Origin of the sequence: Chenggangzhangella methanolivorans, from assembly GCF_042648545.1 — a bacterium.
Classification (GTDB): Bacteria; Pseudomonadota; Alphaproteobacteria; order Rhizobiales; family Methylopilaceae; genus Methylopila; species Methylopila methanolivorans.
In genome coordinates, this window is sequence record NZ_JBHRXS010000006.1 from 1,257,563 (window position 1) to 1,272,942 (window position 15,380).

General features: G+C 68.9%; 13 protein-coding genes and 1 riboswitch. Of the genes, 12 read left to right on the plus strand and 1 reads right to left on the minus strand.

The window, feature by feature from the left end; translation table 11 throughout:
- Positions 1–60: 60 nt before the first annotated feature.
- Positions 61–1,125 (minus strand): putative urea ABC transporter substrate-binding protein, encoded by a 1,065-nt coding sequence (locus ACFOWB_RS17495; protein ID WP_261403415.1) that lies wholly within the window; start codon positions 1,123–1,125, stop codon positions 61–63.
- A gap of 99 nt (positions 1,126–1,224) precedes the next feature.
- Positions 1,225–1,329, minus strand: a riboswitch (guanidine-I (ykkC/yxkD leader).
- A 287-nt stretch (positions 1,330–1,616) separates the two neighbouring features.
- On the opposite strand from ACFOWB_RS17495, the gene urtA reads away from it, so the two are divergent.
- From urtA to recG, 12 genes are all read left to right on the plus strand, one after another.
- Entirely contained in the window at positions 1,617–2,903 is a 1,287-nt protein-coding gene (urtA, locus tag ACFOWB_RS17500; RefSeq protein WP_261403416.1) for an urea ABC transporter substrate-binding protein, read from the plus strand.
- A 324-nt stretch (positions 2,904–3,227) separates the two neighbouring features.
- On the plus strand, positions 3,228–4,847 hold the full coding sequence (urtB, locus tag ACFOWB_RS17505; RefSeq protein WP_261403417.1) for an urea ABC transporter permease subunit UrtB: 1,620 nt from the start codon (positions 3,228–3,230) through the stop codon (positions 4,845–4,847).
- A gap of 268 nt (positions 4,848–5,115) precedes the next feature.
- Entirely contained in the window at positions 5,116–6,207 is a 1,092-nt protein-coding gene (urtC, locus tag ACFOWB_RS17510; protein ID WP_378148822.1) for an urea ABC transporter permease subunit UrtC, read from the plus strand.
- 4 nt (positions 6,208–6,211) lie between these two features.
- Complete coding sequence (gene urtD, locus ACFOWB_RS17515) at positions 6,212–6,970, plus strand: urea ABC transporter ATP-binding protein UrtD (protein ID WP_261403418.1); 759 nt, start codon at positions 6,212–6,214, stop codon at positions 6,968–6,970.
- Between the two features lie 169 nt (positions 6,971–7,139).
- Complete coding sequence (gene urtE / locus ACFOWB_RS17520; RefSeq protein ID WP_261403419.1) at positions 7,140–7,835, plus strand: urea ABC transporter ATP-binding subunit UrtE; 696 nt, start codon at positions 7,140–7,142, stop codon at positions 7,833–7,835.
- Positions 7,810–8,661 carry an urease accessory protein UreD gene (locus ACFOWB_RS17525; protein ID WP_261403420.1) on the plus strand — a complete coding sequence of 284 codons (852 nt, stop codon included), beginning with the start codon at positions 7,810–7,812 and terminating at the stop codon, positions 8,659–8,661. The genes urtE and ACFOWB_RS17525 overlap by 26 nt, the downstream gene beginning before the upstream one ends.
- On the plus strand, positions 8,661–9,281 hold the full coding sequence (locus ACFOWB_RS17530; RefSeq protein WP_261403421.1) for an urease subunit gamma: 621 nt from the start codon (positions 8,661–8,663) through the stop codon (positions 9,279–9,281). The genes ACFOWB_RS17525 and ACFOWB_RS17530 overlap by 1 nt, the downstream gene beginning before the upstream one ends.
- A complete protein-coding gene (ureC, locus tag ACFOWB_RS17535; protein WP_378148562.1) occupies positions 9,281–10,993 on the plus strand; it encodes an urease subunit alpha in 1,713 nt (570 codons plus the stop codon). Before ACFOWB_RS17530 ends, ureC begins: the two co-directional genes overlap by 1 nt.
- 148 nt (positions 10,994–11,141) lie before the next feature.
- Positions 11,142–11,588 (plus strand): urease accessory protein UreE, encoded by a 447-nt coding sequence (locus tag ACFOWB_RS17540; protein WP_261403422.1) that lies wholly within the window; start codon positions 11,142–11,144, stop codon positions 11,586–11,588.
- Between the two features lie 130 nt (positions 11,589–11,718).
- A complete protein-coding gene (locus tag ACFOWB_RS17545) occupies positions 11,719–12,411 on the plus strand; it encodes an urease accessory protein UreF (protein WP_378148823.1) in 693 nt (230 codons plus the stop codon).
- Complete coding sequence (gene ureG / locus ACFOWB_RS17550; RefSeq protein WP_378148565.1) at positions 12,408–13,028, plus strand: urease accessory protein UreG; 621 nt, start codon at positions 12,408–12,410, stop codon at positions 13,026–13,028. Before ACFOWB_RS17545 ends, ureG begins: the two co-directional genes overlap by 4 nt.
- A 209-nt stretch (positions 13,029–13,237) precedes the next feature.
- Positions 13,238–15,337, plus strand: a complete 2,100-nt coding sequence (gene recG, locus ACFOWB_RS17555; protein WP_261403423.1) for an ATP-dependent DNA helicase RecG — start codon at positions 13,238–13,240, stop codon at positions 15,335–15,337.
- Positions 15,338–15,380: the final 43 nt, after the last annotated feature.

The window sequence follows — 15,380 nt, forward strand, 5'->3', positions numbered from 1 at the left end:
ACGCGGAGGACGATCCCGGATCGGCCTTGCGGCCGTCCGGGATGACGCTTGTCCAAGCCCTCACAGCTTCCCTTCGGCCGCCATCTTCATGAAGGTCGGGTCGAAGCGCAGCTTCACGTTCTTCTCGTCGCCGAGCGTCTTGCCGCCCGAAAACGCCATGCCGACCGCGTCCTTGGACTTCGCGCCCTCGCCGAGCAGGCCGTGGTCGAACGAGAAGCTGCGGACGAGGTCCATGGTCTTCGTGATCGCGGGGCTCTCCGCGAAAGCGACCGCGTCGGCGGCCTTCGAGAACAGGTTGGTGTCGGCGAGCTGGGCGTCGAAGCCGGCGAGGTCGGTGCCGGACTGCTTGCCCATGGCCGCGCGCGCCTCCTTGCCGGCGTCGCCTTCCATGAGCTTCAGGGTCTCGTACCAGATGCCGACCAGGGCCTTGCCGAAGTCCGGATTGTCCTTGAGCGTTTCGGTGTTGACGCCGAGCATGTCGATGATTTCGCCCGGGATCTTGGACGAGTCGAACAGTTCGGTCGCGCCGGGCTCGGCCGTGACGTCGGCGAGCATCGGGTTCCAGGTGACGACGTGTTCGACGTCCGGCGTCTTGAACGCGCCGGTGATGTCGGCGTCGGAGGTGTTGACGACCTTCACGTCCTTTTCGGACATGCCGTTCATGTCGAGCGCGCGGGCGAGCAGGTAGTGGGAGACCGAGAGCTCCACGAGGTTGATGCTCGAGCCCTTGAGGTCGGCGATCGACTTCGCCTTCTTCGAGACGATGCCGTCATTGCCGTTCGAGAAGTCGCCGATCACGAGCGCGGTGGTGTCGACGCCGCCGGCGGCGGGAATGGTCAGCGCGTCCATGTTGGTCAGCGTCACGCCGTCGAACTTGCCGGCGGTGAACTGGTTGATCGACTCCACGTAGTCGTTGAGCTGCGTGACCTTGATGTCGATGCCGTATTTGTCGGCCCACTTTTTCACGATGCCGTTCTCGGCCGCATAGGGCCAGGGCATGAACCCGACATAGATCGTCCAGGCGATCTCAAAACTCTTCTTGGGCGCGGCGTGCGCCGGCCCGGTGAACGCGGCCGCAAGCGCGACGGCGGAGAGCGAAAGAGCTGCGAGCAGGCGGCGGCGCATCAATGACTCCTCGGTCAGTCGGCCTTGTGGCCGATGGCGTCTCAGGAGTTCGCCGCGCACGAATTGGAGGTCGGTCCGCGGCGGCGAACCCGTGCAGTGACCTCCCGGGATTTTGCCCCGCCGTGTACCTCCGGCTCTCCCGGAAGCGCGTCTCTCGGACCAGCGCCGCCGGGGATGGCGGCCGGAACCCTAGACGCTCTGCACGACGGCGGATCAGCAAACGTCGTGCCAGCGCACCGAACGGCGCCGCGGCGCGCCATGGCGCAGGCCAGCGGGTCCAGCCCCCGCCTTTCAAGCGATCACATTGCTCACTAATTAATCAAAACGTCCCGTTTGCTCACCTTATAGGCAGCGCGCGCGCCGAACGGACGCCTCGCCGCGAGCCCGCCTCGATTGCAACCGGAACAGGCGCTCGGGGTGGCGCCGCACTTGCGTGGCGTGTCTTCAGCGGGCCGGGGAGCCCGGATCAAGAGACGGCACGGGAGTGAGCGATGAAGAGGTTTTTGAGCGCGGCGCTCGCCGCCGGCGCGATCGCGGGCGCGACTCTGTCCTGGGCGCCGGCGCGGGCGGAAGACACCATCAAGGTCGGCATCCTGCATTCGCTCTCGGGCACGATGGCGATCAGCGAAACCACGCTGAAGGACGCCATGCTCATGCTCATCGACGAGCAGAACAAGAAAGGCGGCGTGCTCGGCAAGAAGCTCGAGGCGGTGGTGGTCGATCCGGCCTCCAACTGGCCGCTATTCGCCGAGAAGGCCCGCGAGCTGATCTCGAACCAGAAGGTCTCGGTGGTGTTCGGCTGCTGGACGAGCGTGTCCCGCAAGTCGGTGCTGCCGGTGTTCAAGGAGCTGAACTCGGTCCTGTTCTATCCCGTCCAGTACGAGGGCGAGGAGAGCGAGCGCAACGTGTTCTACACCGGCGCCGCGCCGAACCAGCAGGCGATCCCGGCGGTCGACTACCTGATGAAGGAAGAGAGCGTCCAGCGCTGGGTCCTGGCCGGCACCGATTACGTGTATCCGCGCACGACCAATAAGATCCTCGAGGCCTATCTCAAGGACAAGGGCGTGGCGGCCGACGACATCATGATCAACTACACGCCGTTCGGTCATTCCGACTGGCAGACGATCGTCTCCGACATCAAGAAGTTCGGCTCGGCGGGCAAGAAGACGGCGGTCGTCTCGACCATCAACGGCGACGCCAACGTGCCGTTCTACAAGGAGCTCGGCAACCAGGGCGTCAAGGCGACCGACATCCCCGTGGTGGCGTTCTCGGTCGGCGAGGAGGAGCTCGCAGGGATCGACACCAAGCCGCTGGTCGGCCATCTCGCCGCCTGGAACTACTTCGAGAGCGTCGACGATCCTGCCAACAAGGACTTCATCGCCAAGTGGCAGGCCTTCACCAAGAACCCGAAGCGCGTGACCAACGACCCGATGGAGGCCCACTACATCGGCTTCAACATGTGGGTGAAGGCGGCTGAAAAGGCCGGCTCCGTCGACGCTGACAAGGTGATCGACGCCCTGCCCGGGACCGAGCAGGCGAATCTCACCGGGGGCGTCTCCAAGATGCTGCCCAACCACCACATCACCAAGCCCGTGCTGATCGGCGAGATCCGCGAGGACGGCCAGTTCGACGTCGTCGAGAAGACGCCGGACCTGGTGCCGGGCGACGCCTGGTCGGACTTCCTGCCCGGCTCGAAGGACCTCGAGGCCGACTGGGTGGGCAAGAAGTGCGGCAACTTCAACGTCAAGACCGGCAAGTGCGGCGGCCAGGGCACCTGAGGCGCCTCCCCGCATGAGCCCTCGCGGAGGGCGGCGCCTCCTCCCCGCCGCCCTCCGCGCCTTGATCTTGAACTGACTCCGCGCGTCGTGCGCGCCTCTCCCCTCCCCGAGCCAACTCCGCTCGCGGAGTTGGCCAAATGAGATGCGCAAGTCGGAAGCGTCCGACTTGCGCTGGGGAGGGATCGGGGGTGGGGGTGGCTCCGGATAGGGCGACAAGAGCGACGCTGCTCTACGCCGAACCGAACCACTCCATCCTGAACCACCCCCACGCTCACCCTCCCCGCAAGGGGGAGGGCTCGGTCGGCCTCGCGCTCAGGTGACCCAGTGCCCAGATTGTTTCGACTGTTCTTTCCCGCCTTCGCCCTTCTCGCGCTCGCGTGCCTGAGCTCGGTCGCGCCCGCCTTCGCCGATCCGGTCGACGACGCCCTCGCGCGCTTTTCGGCCGACAAGTTCGACGAGACCGACAAGGCGATCGAAGGCCTGGTGGCCGCTCAGGCCCCGACGGGCGCGGAGATCTTCGAGGCGCTCGGCGCCGGTCGCCTGCTGTTCGACCCCGAGAGCAAGACGATCCTGATGAAGGACGCGGCCGGCGCGCTGAAGCTCGCCAGGACCGGCGAGGCCGCGCCCGCGGAGCTCGGCGCAAAACCGCTGAAGCCGGTGCGCCTCAACAACCGCGTGCGCCGCTCAGTGGAAGCCGCCCGCGGAGCCTTCGCGCTACAGGCGCCGGAACCGGAAAAGCGCGTGGCTTCGGCCCGCGCCGTGTTCAAGAGCCGCGACGCAAGCGCCCTGCCCGCCATCGAGGCGGCGCTCGCCAAGGAGAAGGATCCTTCCGCGAAGGAAGCGCTGACGCAGGCCCGCGCCGCCATCATCCTCGTGAAGCCGGACGCGCCCGAGGCCGACCGTGTCGCCGCCGCCGACATCGTGGCGGACGTCGGCGACCAGGACGCGCTCGCCGCGCTCAATTCGCTGCCGGCCAACTCTCCGCAGGCAGTGCAGGACGCCGCGAAATCGGGCGTCGCGGCCATCCAGCGCTGGCTCGGGGTCGCGAACGCGGTGCAGGACCTGACCTACGGGATCTCGCTCGGCTCGGTGCTGCTGCTCGCCGCCATCGGGCTCGCCATCACCTTCGGCGTGATGGGCGTCATCAACATGGCCCATGGCGAGATGGTGATGATCGGGGCCTACGCCACCTTCCTCACCCAAGGCTTCATCCGCGACAACGTGCCGGCGATGAACGGCGTCTCGCTGCTGATCTCGATCCCGGTCGCATTCTTGGTGGCGGGCGCGGTCGGCGTGCTGATCGAGCGCACGGTGATCCGCTTCCTCTACGGCCGGCCGCTCGAGACGCTGCTCGCCACATGGGGCGTCAGCCTCATCCTGCAGCAGGCGGTGCGCACCGCCTTCGGCCCGACCAACCGCGAGGTCTCGACGCCGGACTGGCTGCAGGGCTCGATCTCGCTGCTCGGCGTGTCGCTCACCTGGAACCGCGTCGCCATCGTGCTGTTCGCGCTCTCGGTGTTCTTCGCGCTGCTGCTGCTCCTGAAGCGCACCAGCCTTGGGCTTCAGGTGCGCGCCGTGACGCAGAACCGGCGGATGGCCGGCTCCATGGGCATCCGCACCCCATGGGTCGACGCGATGACGTTCGGGCTCGGGTCCGGCGTGGCGGGGATCGCGGGCGTCGCGCTCAGCCAGATCGACAACGTCTCGCCGAACCTCGGCCAAAGCTACATCATCGACAGCTTCCTCGTGGTGGTGTTCGGCGGCGTCGGGAACCTCTGGGGCACGCTCGTCGGCGCGCTCTCGATCGGCGTCGCCAACAAGCTGCTGGAGCCCTTCGCTGGCGCGGTGCTCGGCAAAATCATACTGCTGATCGCCATCATCCTGTTCATCCAGAAGAAGCCCCGCGGCCTGTTCGCGCTCAAGGGGAGGTTCGTGGACGCATGAAGACGCGAACAGTCAGCAAGCGTCGCGCTCTCAGTTCCCCCTCCCCCTTGTGGGGAGGGGTAAGGGGTGGGGGCGGCTCCGAAGGCGGCGCCACGGGCGACAGCGCCCCACGCGCAACCTTCCGCTTAGTTCTGAACCACCCCCACCCATACCCTCTCCACAAGGGGGAGGGGTTCGGAGAGGTTCGCGCCGAGTCGGGGGCCCGCCCGTGAGCCGCTACCGCTTCCTCGACGGCGCCGGGCTGATCTTCCTTGGCGTCGTGCTCGCCATGGCGATCCTGATCCCGGCCTCCAACCTCCTGCTGCCGCCGAACTCGGCGCTCCACGTCTCCGACTATCTCGTGCCGCTGCTCGGCAAGTATCTGGCCTTCGCGATGCTCGCGCTCGCGCTCGATCTGGTGTGGGGCTATTGCGGGATCCTGTCGCTCGGCCACGGCGCGTTCTTCGCGCTCGGCGGCTACGCGATGGGCATGCACCTGATGCGCCAGATCGGCCCGCGGGGCGTCTACGGCAATCCCGTGCTGCCGGACTTCATGGTGTTCCTGAATTACAAGGAGCTGCCCTGGTTCTGGCTCGGCTTCGACCAGTTCTGGTTCGCCGCCCTCATGGCGATGGCGGCGCCCGGCCTGCTCGCCTTCGGCTTCGGCTGGCTCGCCTTCCGCTCGCGGGTCACCGGCGTCTACCTCTCGATCATCACGCAGGCGCTCACCTTCGCGCTGATGCTCGCCTTCTTCCGCAACGACATGGGGTTCGGCGGCAACAACGGCCTGACCGACTTCAAGGACATTCTGGGCTTCCCCGTACAGGCTCAAGGGACCCGCGCGACGCTGTTCGCGCTGACCGCGCTCGCGCTCGCCGGCTCCTACCTCATCTGCCGCTGGGTGGTGACGTCGAAGCTCGGCAAGGTGGTGGTCGCGGTGCGCGACGCCGAGAGCCGCACGCGCTTCATGGGTTATCGGGTCGAGCAGTACAAACTCCTGGTTTTCACGCTCTCCGCGATGATCGCAGGCGTCGCGGGCGCGCTCTACGTGCCGCAGGTCGGCATCATCAACCCGTCGGAATTTGCGCCCGCGAACTCGATCGAGGCGGTGATCTGGGTCGCGGTCGGCGGCCGCGGCACGCTGGTAGGGGCGGCGCTCGGCGCTTTCCTCGTGAACGCCGGCAAGACCTGGTTCACGGGCGTGCTGCCCTCGATGTGGCTGTTCGCGCTCGGCGGCCTGTTCGTCGCCACCACGCTGCTGATCCCGAAGGGGATCGTGGGCTCGGTCACCGATCTGCTCGGCCTCAAGCGCAAGAGCGAGCTGCCGTCCGAGCCCGCGGCCGCCCCTGCCCCGCCGCCCAAACCAGCGCCTGCGGAGTAAGCCAATGGCGATCGGCGGCCTCACCACCAACGCGCTGCTCTATCTCGACAACGTCTCGGTGACGTTCGACGGGTTCAAGGCGCTGAACAAGCTCTCGCTCTCGATCGACGACTGCGAGATGCGCGCGATCATCGGCCCGAACGGCGCCGGCAAGACCACCATGATGGACGTGATCACCGGCAAGACCCGGCCGAACACCGGCGTCGCGGTGTTCGAGGCGACCCACGACCTCACCAGGCTCGACGAGGCCTCTATCGCAGGGCTCGGCATCGGGCGGAAGTTCCAGACCCCGACCGTGTTCGAGATGCACACGGTCGAGGACAACATTCTTTTGGCGCTCAAGACCGACCGGCGGCCCTTCCCCGTGCTGTTCTCCAGGCGCACGGCCCAAGAGAAGGAGCGCGTCGACGCGCTGCTGGAACGCGTGCGGCTGACGGGATCGCGGGACCGCAAGGCGGGCGAGCTCTCCCACGGCCAGAAGCAGTGGCTCGAGATCGGCATGCTGCTGGCGCAGGAGCCGAAGCTGCTCCTGGTCGACGAGCCCGCGGCCGGCATGACGGATCAGGAGACCGCCGACACCGCAGACCTGCTGCGCGAGATCGCCAAGACCGCCTCGGTCGTGGTGGTGGAGCACGACATGGTGTTCGTCCGCGACCTCGGCGTGAAGGTCACGTGCCTGCACGAGGGCTCGGTTCTGGCCGAGGGATCGCTCGACGCGGTGTCGTCGAACGAGCGCGTGGTGGAGGTCTATCTCGGGCGATGAACATGCGCGGCGGAGATCAACTGCGTGCTTCGAGACGGCGCTTCGCGCCTCCTCAGCATGAGGCTCGTTGGTGGTTCCGATCAAGCTCAACGGTCCTCATGCTGAGGAGCGGCGGCGCGGCCGACGCGTCTCGAAGCACGCAGTTCGTTCGTGAGCGAAAGATCGCCACATGCTGAGCGTCGAAGACGTCTCGCTCTATTACGGCTCCTCGCGGGCGCTGCGCGGCGTCTCGGTCACGGCGGCGGCCGGCGAGGTCACCTGCGTGCTCGGGCGCAATGGCGTCGGCAAAAGCTCCCTTCTCCGCGCCATCACCGGCCAGCGGCCGATCTCGGCCGGCCGGATCACGCTCGAGGGCCGGCCGATCTCGACCCTCAAGCCCTACGACCGCGCGAGCCTCGGGATCGCCTATGTGCCGCAGGGCCGCGAGATCTTTCCGCTGCTGACCGTCAAGGAGAACCTCGAGACCGGCTTTGCGCCGCTGAAACGCCGCGACCGCACCATTCCGGAAGACGTCTACGACCTCTTCCCCGTGCTGAAGTCGATGCTCGGGCGGCGCGGCGGCGACCTGTCCGGCGGCCAGCAGCAGCAGCTCGCCATCGGCCGCGCGCTCGTCACACGGCCAAAGCTGCTCGTTCTGGACGAGCCCACGGAGGGCATCCAACCCTCGGTCATCAAGGACATCGGCCGCGCAATCCGCTATCTTCGCGACAAGGGGAACATGGCGATCGTGCTGGTCGAACAGTATTTCGACTTCGCCCAGGAGCTCGCCGACCGCTTCATCGTGATGGAGCGCGGCGAGGTGGTCGAAAGCGGCGACGCCACGGCGCTTCAGGGGGACGATGTCCGCAATCGCCTACATTTCTGAAGCTCCGCCAGCGCGAGACAACTTCGGCCGCCAGCGCGCCCATGGCCGCATCGCGCTCACCGTCGAGGCGCGCGGCGGCGCGAGCCGCATCGTGCGCGTCCATGAGAGCGGCGCGTCGCGGCTGAGGCTTCCGAAGTCGCCCCACGGGCTCGACGGCGTGATGCTGAACGTCGCGGGCGGCATCGCATGCGGCGACGCGATGAGCGTCGAGGTCGAAATCGGCGAAGGCGCGGCGGCCTCGCTCTCCACTCCCGGCGCCGAGCGCGTCTACCGCTCCGACGGGATCAGCGCGACGGTGGAGAACCGCCTCGCCGTCGCGGCCGGCGGCCGGCTCGCATGGCTGCCGCAGGAGACCATCCTGTTCGATCACGCCCGGCTCGAGCGCCGGCTCGAGGCCGACGTCGCGGAAACCGCAAGGCTCACCGTCTGCGAGCCGATCGTGTTCGGCCGCCGCGCCCGCGGCGAGGCGGTGCGGTCCGGCCTCGTCGAGGATCGCTGGCGCGTGCGCCGCGGCGGGCGGCTGGTTTTCGCCGAGACGCTGAAGCTCTCCGGCGACATCGAGGAGCTGCTCGCCCGCAAGGCCGTCGCCCGCGGAGCGACGGCGCTTGCGACCGTGCTGCATGTCGCGCCGGACGCAGAGGCGCTCGTCGAGCCGGTGCGCGCCTCGGTCGCTGCCCTCGAGGCGGTCGAGGCGGGCGTAACCTCTTGGAACGGCCTCATGATCCTGCGTATGCTCTCCCCCTCGGCCGAGCGCCTGCGCGACGCCCTGCGCGAGACTTTGCCGATCCTGATCGACCGCCCCCTCCCCCGCGTCTGGACCTGCTGATGAACCTCACGCCCCGCGAAAAGGACAAGCTGCTGGTCGCGATGGCGGCGATCGTGGCGCGAAACCGCCTCTCGCGCGGGGTGAAGCTCAACCATCCCGAAGCGGTCGCGCTCATCACCGATTTCGTGGTCGAGGGCGCGCGCGACGGCCGCACGGTCGCGGAGCTGATGGAGGCCGGCGCGCATGTCGTGAGCGCCGAGCAGTGCATGGACGGGATCGCCGAGATGATCCACGACATCCAGGTCGAAGCGACGTTCCCGGACGGCACCAAGCTCGTGACCGTGCACCACCCGATCCGCGGCGCGGCGTCGGAGCTTGCGGCCGGCGAAGTGATCGCGGCCGAGGGCGACATCGAGCTCAACGCCGGCGCCGAGACCGTCAGCGTCACGGTCGCCAACACCGGCGACCGTCCGATCCAGGTCGGCAGCCATTACCACTTCTTCGAGACCAACCCGGCGCTCGACTTCGACCGCGCGGCCGCCCGCGGCATGCGGCTCGACATCGCGTCCGGCACCGCGGTGCGCTTCGAGCCCGGCCAGACGCGGACCGTGACGCTCGTTCCGCTGTCGGGCGCGCGAAAGGTGTTCGGGTTCCGGCAGGACGTGATGGGAGGTCTCTGATGCCCGCCAAGATCTCCCGCGCGGCCTATGCCGACATGTTCGGGCCGACGACCGGCGACAGGATCCGGCTCGCCGACACGTCGCTCGTCATCGAGGTCGAGAAGGACTTCACCACCTATGGCGAGGAGGTGAAGTTCGGCGGCGGCAAGACCATCCGCGACGGCATGGGCCAGTCCCAGGCGACGCGCGCGGACGGGGCGGTCGACACCGTCGTCACCAACGCGGTGATCCTCGACCATACGGGGATCTACAAGGCCGACATCGGCCTGAAGGACGGCCGCATCGCCAAGATCGGCAAGGCCGGCAATCCGGACGTCCAGCCGGGCGTCGACATCATCGTGGGGCCCGGCACGGAGGTCATCGCGGGCGAAGGCAAGATCGTCACGGCCGGCGGCTTCGACAGCCACATCCACTTCATCTGCCCGCAGCAGATCGAGGAGGCGCTGAATTCCGGCGTCACCTCCATGCTCGGCGGCGGCACGGGACCGGCGACCGGCACCTTCGCCACCACCTGCACGCCCGGCCCGTGGCACATCGCGCGCATGATCGAGGCCGCCGACGCCTTCCCGATGAATCTCGGCTTCACGGGCAAGGGCAACGCCTCGCTGCCGGCGGCCCTCGAGGAGCAGGTGCTGGGCGGCGCCTGCGCGCTCAAGCTCCACGAGGACTGGGGCACGACGCCGGCCGCGATCGACTGCTGCCTCTCGGTCGCCGACGCGTTCGACATCCAGGTGATGATCCACTCCGACACGCTGAACGAGAGCGGCTTCGTCGAGGACACGATCGCGGCCTTCAAGGGCCGCACCATCCACGCCTTCCACACCGAAGGCGCGGGCGGGGGCCATGCGCCCGACATCATGAAGGTGGCGGGCCTCGAAAACGTGCTGCCGTCGAGCACCAACCCGACGCGGCCCTACACCCGCAACACGATCGACGAGCATCTCGACATGCTCATGGTCTGCCACCACCTCGACCCGTCGATCCCCGAAGACCTCGCCTTCGCGGAAAGCCGCATCCGCAAGGAGACGATCGCCGCGGAGGACATCCTCCACGACATCGGCGCGCTCTCGATGATGTCGTCCGACAGCCAGGCCATGGGCCGCGTCGGCGAGGTGGTGATCCGCACCTGGCAGACCGCCGACAAGATGAAGCGCCAGCGGGGCGCCCTGCCCGGCGAGACGGGCGACAACGACAACCTCCGCGCCCGCCGCTATGTGGCGAAGTACACCATCAATCCCGCCATCGCGCATGGCGTGTCGCGGCATGTCGGCTCGGTGGAGGAAGGCAAGCTCGCCGACCTCGTGGTGTGGACGCCGGCCTTCTTCGGCGTGAAGCCCGACCTCGTGGTCAAGGGCGGGGTGATCGCCTGCGCGCCGATGGGCGACCCCAACGCTTCGATCCCGACCCCGCAGCCGGTGCATTACCGGCCGATGTTCGGCTCCTTCGGTCCCTCGCCGCTCGCCAATTCGCTCACCTTCGTGTCGAAGGCCGCGATCGACGGCGGCCTCGCCAACCGGCTGCGCGCGCAGAAGCCGATGGTCGCGGTCGAGAACGTGCGCGGCGGGATCTCCAAGAAGTCCATGATCCTGAACGACGCCACGCCGGTCATCGAGATCGACGCGGAGACCTATGACGTGCGCGCCGACGGCGAGCTGCTGGTGTGCGAGCCGGCGCTCGAGCTCCCGATGGCGCAGCGGTATTTTCTGTTTTGAGACCTGGATCGGGCGACGGCGCGCATCGAGACGCCCGCCCAAGGCTGGCTCCTCGGCATGAGGAGGTTTGCTCCTTCCTCAACGCCCCTCGTGCTGAGGCGCGGCCGTCAGGCTGCGTCTCGAAGCGCGCAATTCGTCTCCGCGTCCCATGACCCGCGCGCTCTCCGTCGTCCGCCGCCCCGCGGTGAAGACCGCGCTCGTCGCCGACCGCATCACGCTCGATCATGAGGCGCGCAACCGCCGCCGCCTCGCCATGACCAGCGACGGCGGGCTCGATTTCCTGCTCGATCTCCCCCGCCCCATTGCGATCGAGGACGGCGACGCGCTTGCGCTCGATGACGGGCGCCTCGTCGAGGTGTGTGCCGCCGACGAGGACCTTGTCGAGGTCACGGCCGGGACGCCGCTGCGCCTCGCCAAGATCGCCTGGCACCTCGGCAACCGGCACACGCCCGCGGAGGTCGCCGAGGAGGCGATCTACGTGGCGCCCGACCATGTGCTGGTCGAGATGGTCCGCGGCCTCGGCGGCGCGACGAGGACGGTGCGACGGCCCTTCCGGCCGGAGAAGGGCGCGTATCACGGGCATGACCATGGGTGACGGTCCGGCGCGCGACCCTCAGCCGTCAAGCCCGCGCGACGCGCGGGTATCCACGACTTTGACGGCAACGTCCCCGACAGGAGAAGTCGTGGACGCCTGGCAGTTGGCCAGGCATGACGGAGAGAGCGTCATCGGCGGCGGCGCACATCAGGCGACCACCGCCACCCTGCTCGCCTGGCTCTCCCCCGCCTTCCCGGTCGGCGGATACGCCTACAGCCACGGGCTCGAACAGGCGGTCGAGGACGGCGACGTCAGGGACGAAGCCTCGTTGCTCGTCTGGCTGAACGACGTCCTGGCGCTCGGCTTCGCCCGCAACGACACGATCCTTCTCCATGCCGCCCACCGCGCCGTCATGGCGGGCGACCTCGCGGCTCTCGCCGCCGCCAACGAGGTTGCGCTCGCCTTCGCGGCCACGAAGGAACTCCACCTCGAGACCTCCCAGCAGGGTCGCAGCTTTCTCGACGCGGCGCTCGCCGCATGGCCGACCGACCGGCTTTCCGCCGTCGCGCCAGCCCTCCCCGGCGAAGTCGCCTATCCGATCGCGGTCGGCGCCGCGGCGGCGGCCCACGGACTTCCCGAACGCGAGACGGCCGCGGCCTTCCTCGTCGCGATCTCCCAGGCGCTGGTGTCGGCGGCGGTGCGGCTCGCGCCCGTCGGACAGACGGCCGGCGCGCGGGTGGTGGCGGCCTTGAGCCCTCTGGCGCAGTCCATCGCGGTTGAAGCCGAGGCGCTCACGCTCGATGATCTCAGCTCATCGACCTTCAGGCTGGATCTCAGCTCCGCCCGCCACGAGACGCAATATACAAGGCTTTTTCGCTCATGAGCTCTTCTAACGGACCCCTCCGCGTCGGGATCGGAGGCCCGGTCGGCTCGGGCAAGACCGCGCTGATGGAGGCGCTCTGCAAGCGCTTCCGCGAAACCTACGACATCTGCGCCATCACCAACGACATCTACACCAAGGAGGACGCTCGCATCCTGGTGGACGCCGGCGCCCTCGACGCCGACCGGATCATGGGGGTGGAGACCGGCGGCTGCCCGCACACCGCCATCCGCGAGGACGCCTCGATCAATCTCGCGGCGGTCGCCGAGATGAGCCGCAAGTTCCCGGCGCTCGACCTGATCCTGATCGAGTCGGGCGGCGACAACCTCGCCGCGACCTTCTCGCCGGAGCTCGCCGACATCACGGTCTACGTCATCGACGTCGCGGGCGGAGAGAAGATCCCGCGCAAAGGCGGGCCGGGCATCACCCGCTCCGACATTCTGGTCGTGAACAAGACCGACCTCGCGCCGCTGGTGGGCGCGGATCTTTCGGTGATGGAGGCCGACACGGTCCGCATGCGCAAGGGCGCGCCCTACGTCTTCGCCTGCGTGAAGCACGGCGACGGCGTCGAGGCGGTGGCGGCCTTCATCGAAAAGGCCGGAGGGTTGCGGGCGGCCTGAGCCGACGCCCGACCGAAGCGGACTGCGTGCTTCGAGACGCCGTCCTGAGGGACGGCTCCTCAGCATGAGGACCGTTTTTGGTAACCGCCAACCTTCCTCATGCTAAGGAGCCTTGGCGCCAGCCGAGGCGTCTCGAAGCACGCAGTTCCTTTCCGTCGCCCGTCACCGGCCGCTTGCGCCCCGGCTCTGCTCCCGCCTCTATCGCATCCATGCGCGACTCCCGCCTCGATCCCCTGTTCGCCGAAGCCACGACCCTTCAGGGCGTCGGCCCGAAGGTCGCCAAGACGCTTCAGCGGCTGCTCGCGAGCGCGCCGGAGGAAGGCCCGCGCGTCATCGACGTGCTGGGCCACGCGCCGACCGGCGCGATCGACCGCAGGGCTCGGCCGACGATCTCGGAGCTCGTCGCCGGCGAGGTCGCCACGATCGAGGCGGTGGTCGAGCGCCATCAGGCGCCGCGCTCCTCGCGCGCGCCCTACCGCGTCGTGGTGGCGGATCCGACCGGCGCTCTGACGCTCGTCTTCTTCCGCGCCCAGGGCGGCTACATCGAGAAGCTTCTCCCGCTCGGCGAGACGCGCTGGATCTCGGGGACGCCCGAGCTCTTCGACGGCGCGTTCCAGATGGTGCATCCCGCCCATGTGGTCGACGCCGAGGGGCTGGCGAAGCTGCCGGCGGTGGAGCCCACCTACCCGCTCGTCGAGGGCGCCAGCCACGGCCTCGTCAACCGCATCGCGCGCGCCGCGCTCGAGCGCGTCCCGGAGCTGCCCGAATGGCTCGACGCCGCGTTTCTGGCCTCGCGCGAGTTTCCGGGCTTTCGCGCAGCGCTTGAGCGCCTGCACGCGCCGCAGAGCCCGGGGGACGTGGCGCCGGACGGCCCTGCGCTGACCCGCCTCGCCTATGACGAGCTGCTCGCCAACCAGCTCGCGCTTCGCCTGGTGCGGGCGCGGATGCGGCGTGGGTCCGGTCGGGCGAGAGTCGGCACGGGACGCGTCTCGGAGCGGATCGAGGCGGCGCTTCCCTTCGCGCTCACCGGCGCGCAGACGCGCGCGGTGGCGGCGATCCGCGACGACATGGCGTCCGACGAGCGCATGCTGCGCCTGCTGCAGGGCGACGTCGGCTCGGGCAAGACCGTGGTGGCGCTGCTCGCCGCCGCGACCGCGGTGGAGGCCGGCGCGCAGGCCGCGATCATGGCCCCGACCGAGATCCTCGCCCGCCAGCATCTCGCGACGCTTGAGCCGCTCGCAGGCGCGGCCGGACTTCGCGTCGCGCTTCTCACCGGCCGCGAGAAGGGCCGCGAGCGCGCCGCGATCCTGACGCGGCTCGAGGACGGCGAGGTCGACCTTCTCGTCGGCACCCATGCGCTCTTTCAGGACGACGTCGTCTTCCGCGATCTCGGGCTCGCCGTCGTCGACGAGCAGCACAAGTTCGGCGTCCGTCAGCGGCTCGCGCTCGCGAGCAAGGGCGCGGCCGTCGACGTGCTGGTGATGACCGCGACCCCGATCCCGCGCACGCTCGTCCTCACCGCCTTCGGCGACATGGAGCATTCCGCGCTCGACGAGAAGCCGCCCGGCCGCACGCCCATCGACACGCGGCTCGTCAGCCTCGAGCGCCTCGACGAGATCGTCGGCGCGGTCGGGCGCGCGATCGAGGGCGGCGCGCGGGTCTATTGGGTGTGCCCGCTGGTCGAGCAGTCCGAGACGCTGGACGTCGCCGCCGCCGAAGACCGGTTCGGTTCGCTCAACCAAGTGTTTCCCGGCCGCGTCGGCCTTGCGCACGGCAAGCTCAAGGGCGCGGACAAGGACGCAGCGGTCGCGCGCTTCGTTTCGGGCGAGACGCCGATCCTCGTCGCGACGACCGTGATCGAGGTCGGGGTCAACGTGCCGGAGGCGACCGTCATGGTGATCGAGCACGCCGAGCGCTTCGGCCTCGCCCAGCTTCATCAGCTGCGCGGCCGCGTCGGCCGCGGCGCGGGCCGCTCGACATGCCTCCTCGCCTGGAAAGGGCCGCTCGGCGAGACCGCGAAGGCCCGGCTCGAGACGCTGCGGGACACCGACGACGGCTTCGTCATCGCCGAGAAGGATCTCGAGCTCCGCGGCGAAGGCGAGGTTCTCGGCTCCCGGCAGTCCGGCGCGCCGGAATTCCGCCTCGCCCGAATGGAGACCCACGGCGCGCTGGTGCGCGTCGCCCACGACGATGCGGGGCTGGTGCTGGCCAAGGATCCGCACCTCACCTCCGACCGCGGCCGGGCGCTGCGCCTGCTGCTCCAGATCTTCGAGCGCGACGCCGCCGTAAGACTGCTGCGGGCCGGTTGAAAGCGCTGCGGTCGGGGCCCGACCTCGTAGCACTACTTACAGA

Bases quoted from the DNA above. Each gene is read 5' to 3' on its own strand.
- urtD (WP_261403418.1), top strand. From the start codon at position 6,212: ATGGCGATCGGCGGCCTCACCACCAACGCGCTGCTCTATCTCGACAAC.
- ACFOWB_RS17525 (WP_261403420.1), top strand. From the start codon at position 7,810: ATGTCCGCAATCGCCTACATTTCTGAAGCTCCGCCAGCGCGAGACAAC.
- urtE (WP_261403419.1), top strand. From the start codon at position 7,140: ATGCTGAGCGTCGAAGACGTCTCGCTCTATTACGGCTCCTCGCGGGCG.
- ACFOWB_RS17540 (WP_261403422.1), top strand. From the start codon at position 11,142: ATGACCCGCGCGCTCTCCGTCGTCCGCCGCCCCGCGGTGAAGACCGCG.
- recG (WP_261403423.1), top strand. From the start codon at position 13,238: ATGCGCGACTCCCGCCTCGATCCCCTGTTCGCCGAAGCCACGACCCTT.
- ACFOWB_RS17495 (WP_261403415.1), bottom strand. From the start codon at position 1,125: ATGCGCCGCCGCCTGCTCGCAGCTCTTTCGCTCTCCGCCGTCGCGCTT.
- ACFOWB_RS17530 (WP_261403421.1), top strand. From the start codon at position 8,661: ATGAACCTCACGCCCCGCGAAAAGGACAAGCTGCTGGTCGCGATGGCG.
- ureG (WP_378148565.1), top strand. From the start codon at position 12,408: ATGAGCTCTTCTAACGGACCCCTCCGCGTCGGGATCGGAGGCCCGGTC.
- urtA (WP_261403416.1), top strand. From the start codon at position 1,617: ATGAAGAGGTTTTTGAGCGCGGCGCTCGCCGCCGGCGCGATCGCGGGC.
- ureC (WP_378148562.1), top strand. From the start codon at position 9,281: ATGCCCGCCAAGATCTCCCGCGCGGCCTATGCCGACATGTTCGGGCCG.
- urtC (WP_378148822.1), top strand. From the start codon at position 5,116: ATGGCGATCCTGATCCCGGCCTCCAACCTCCTGCTGCCGCCGAACTCG.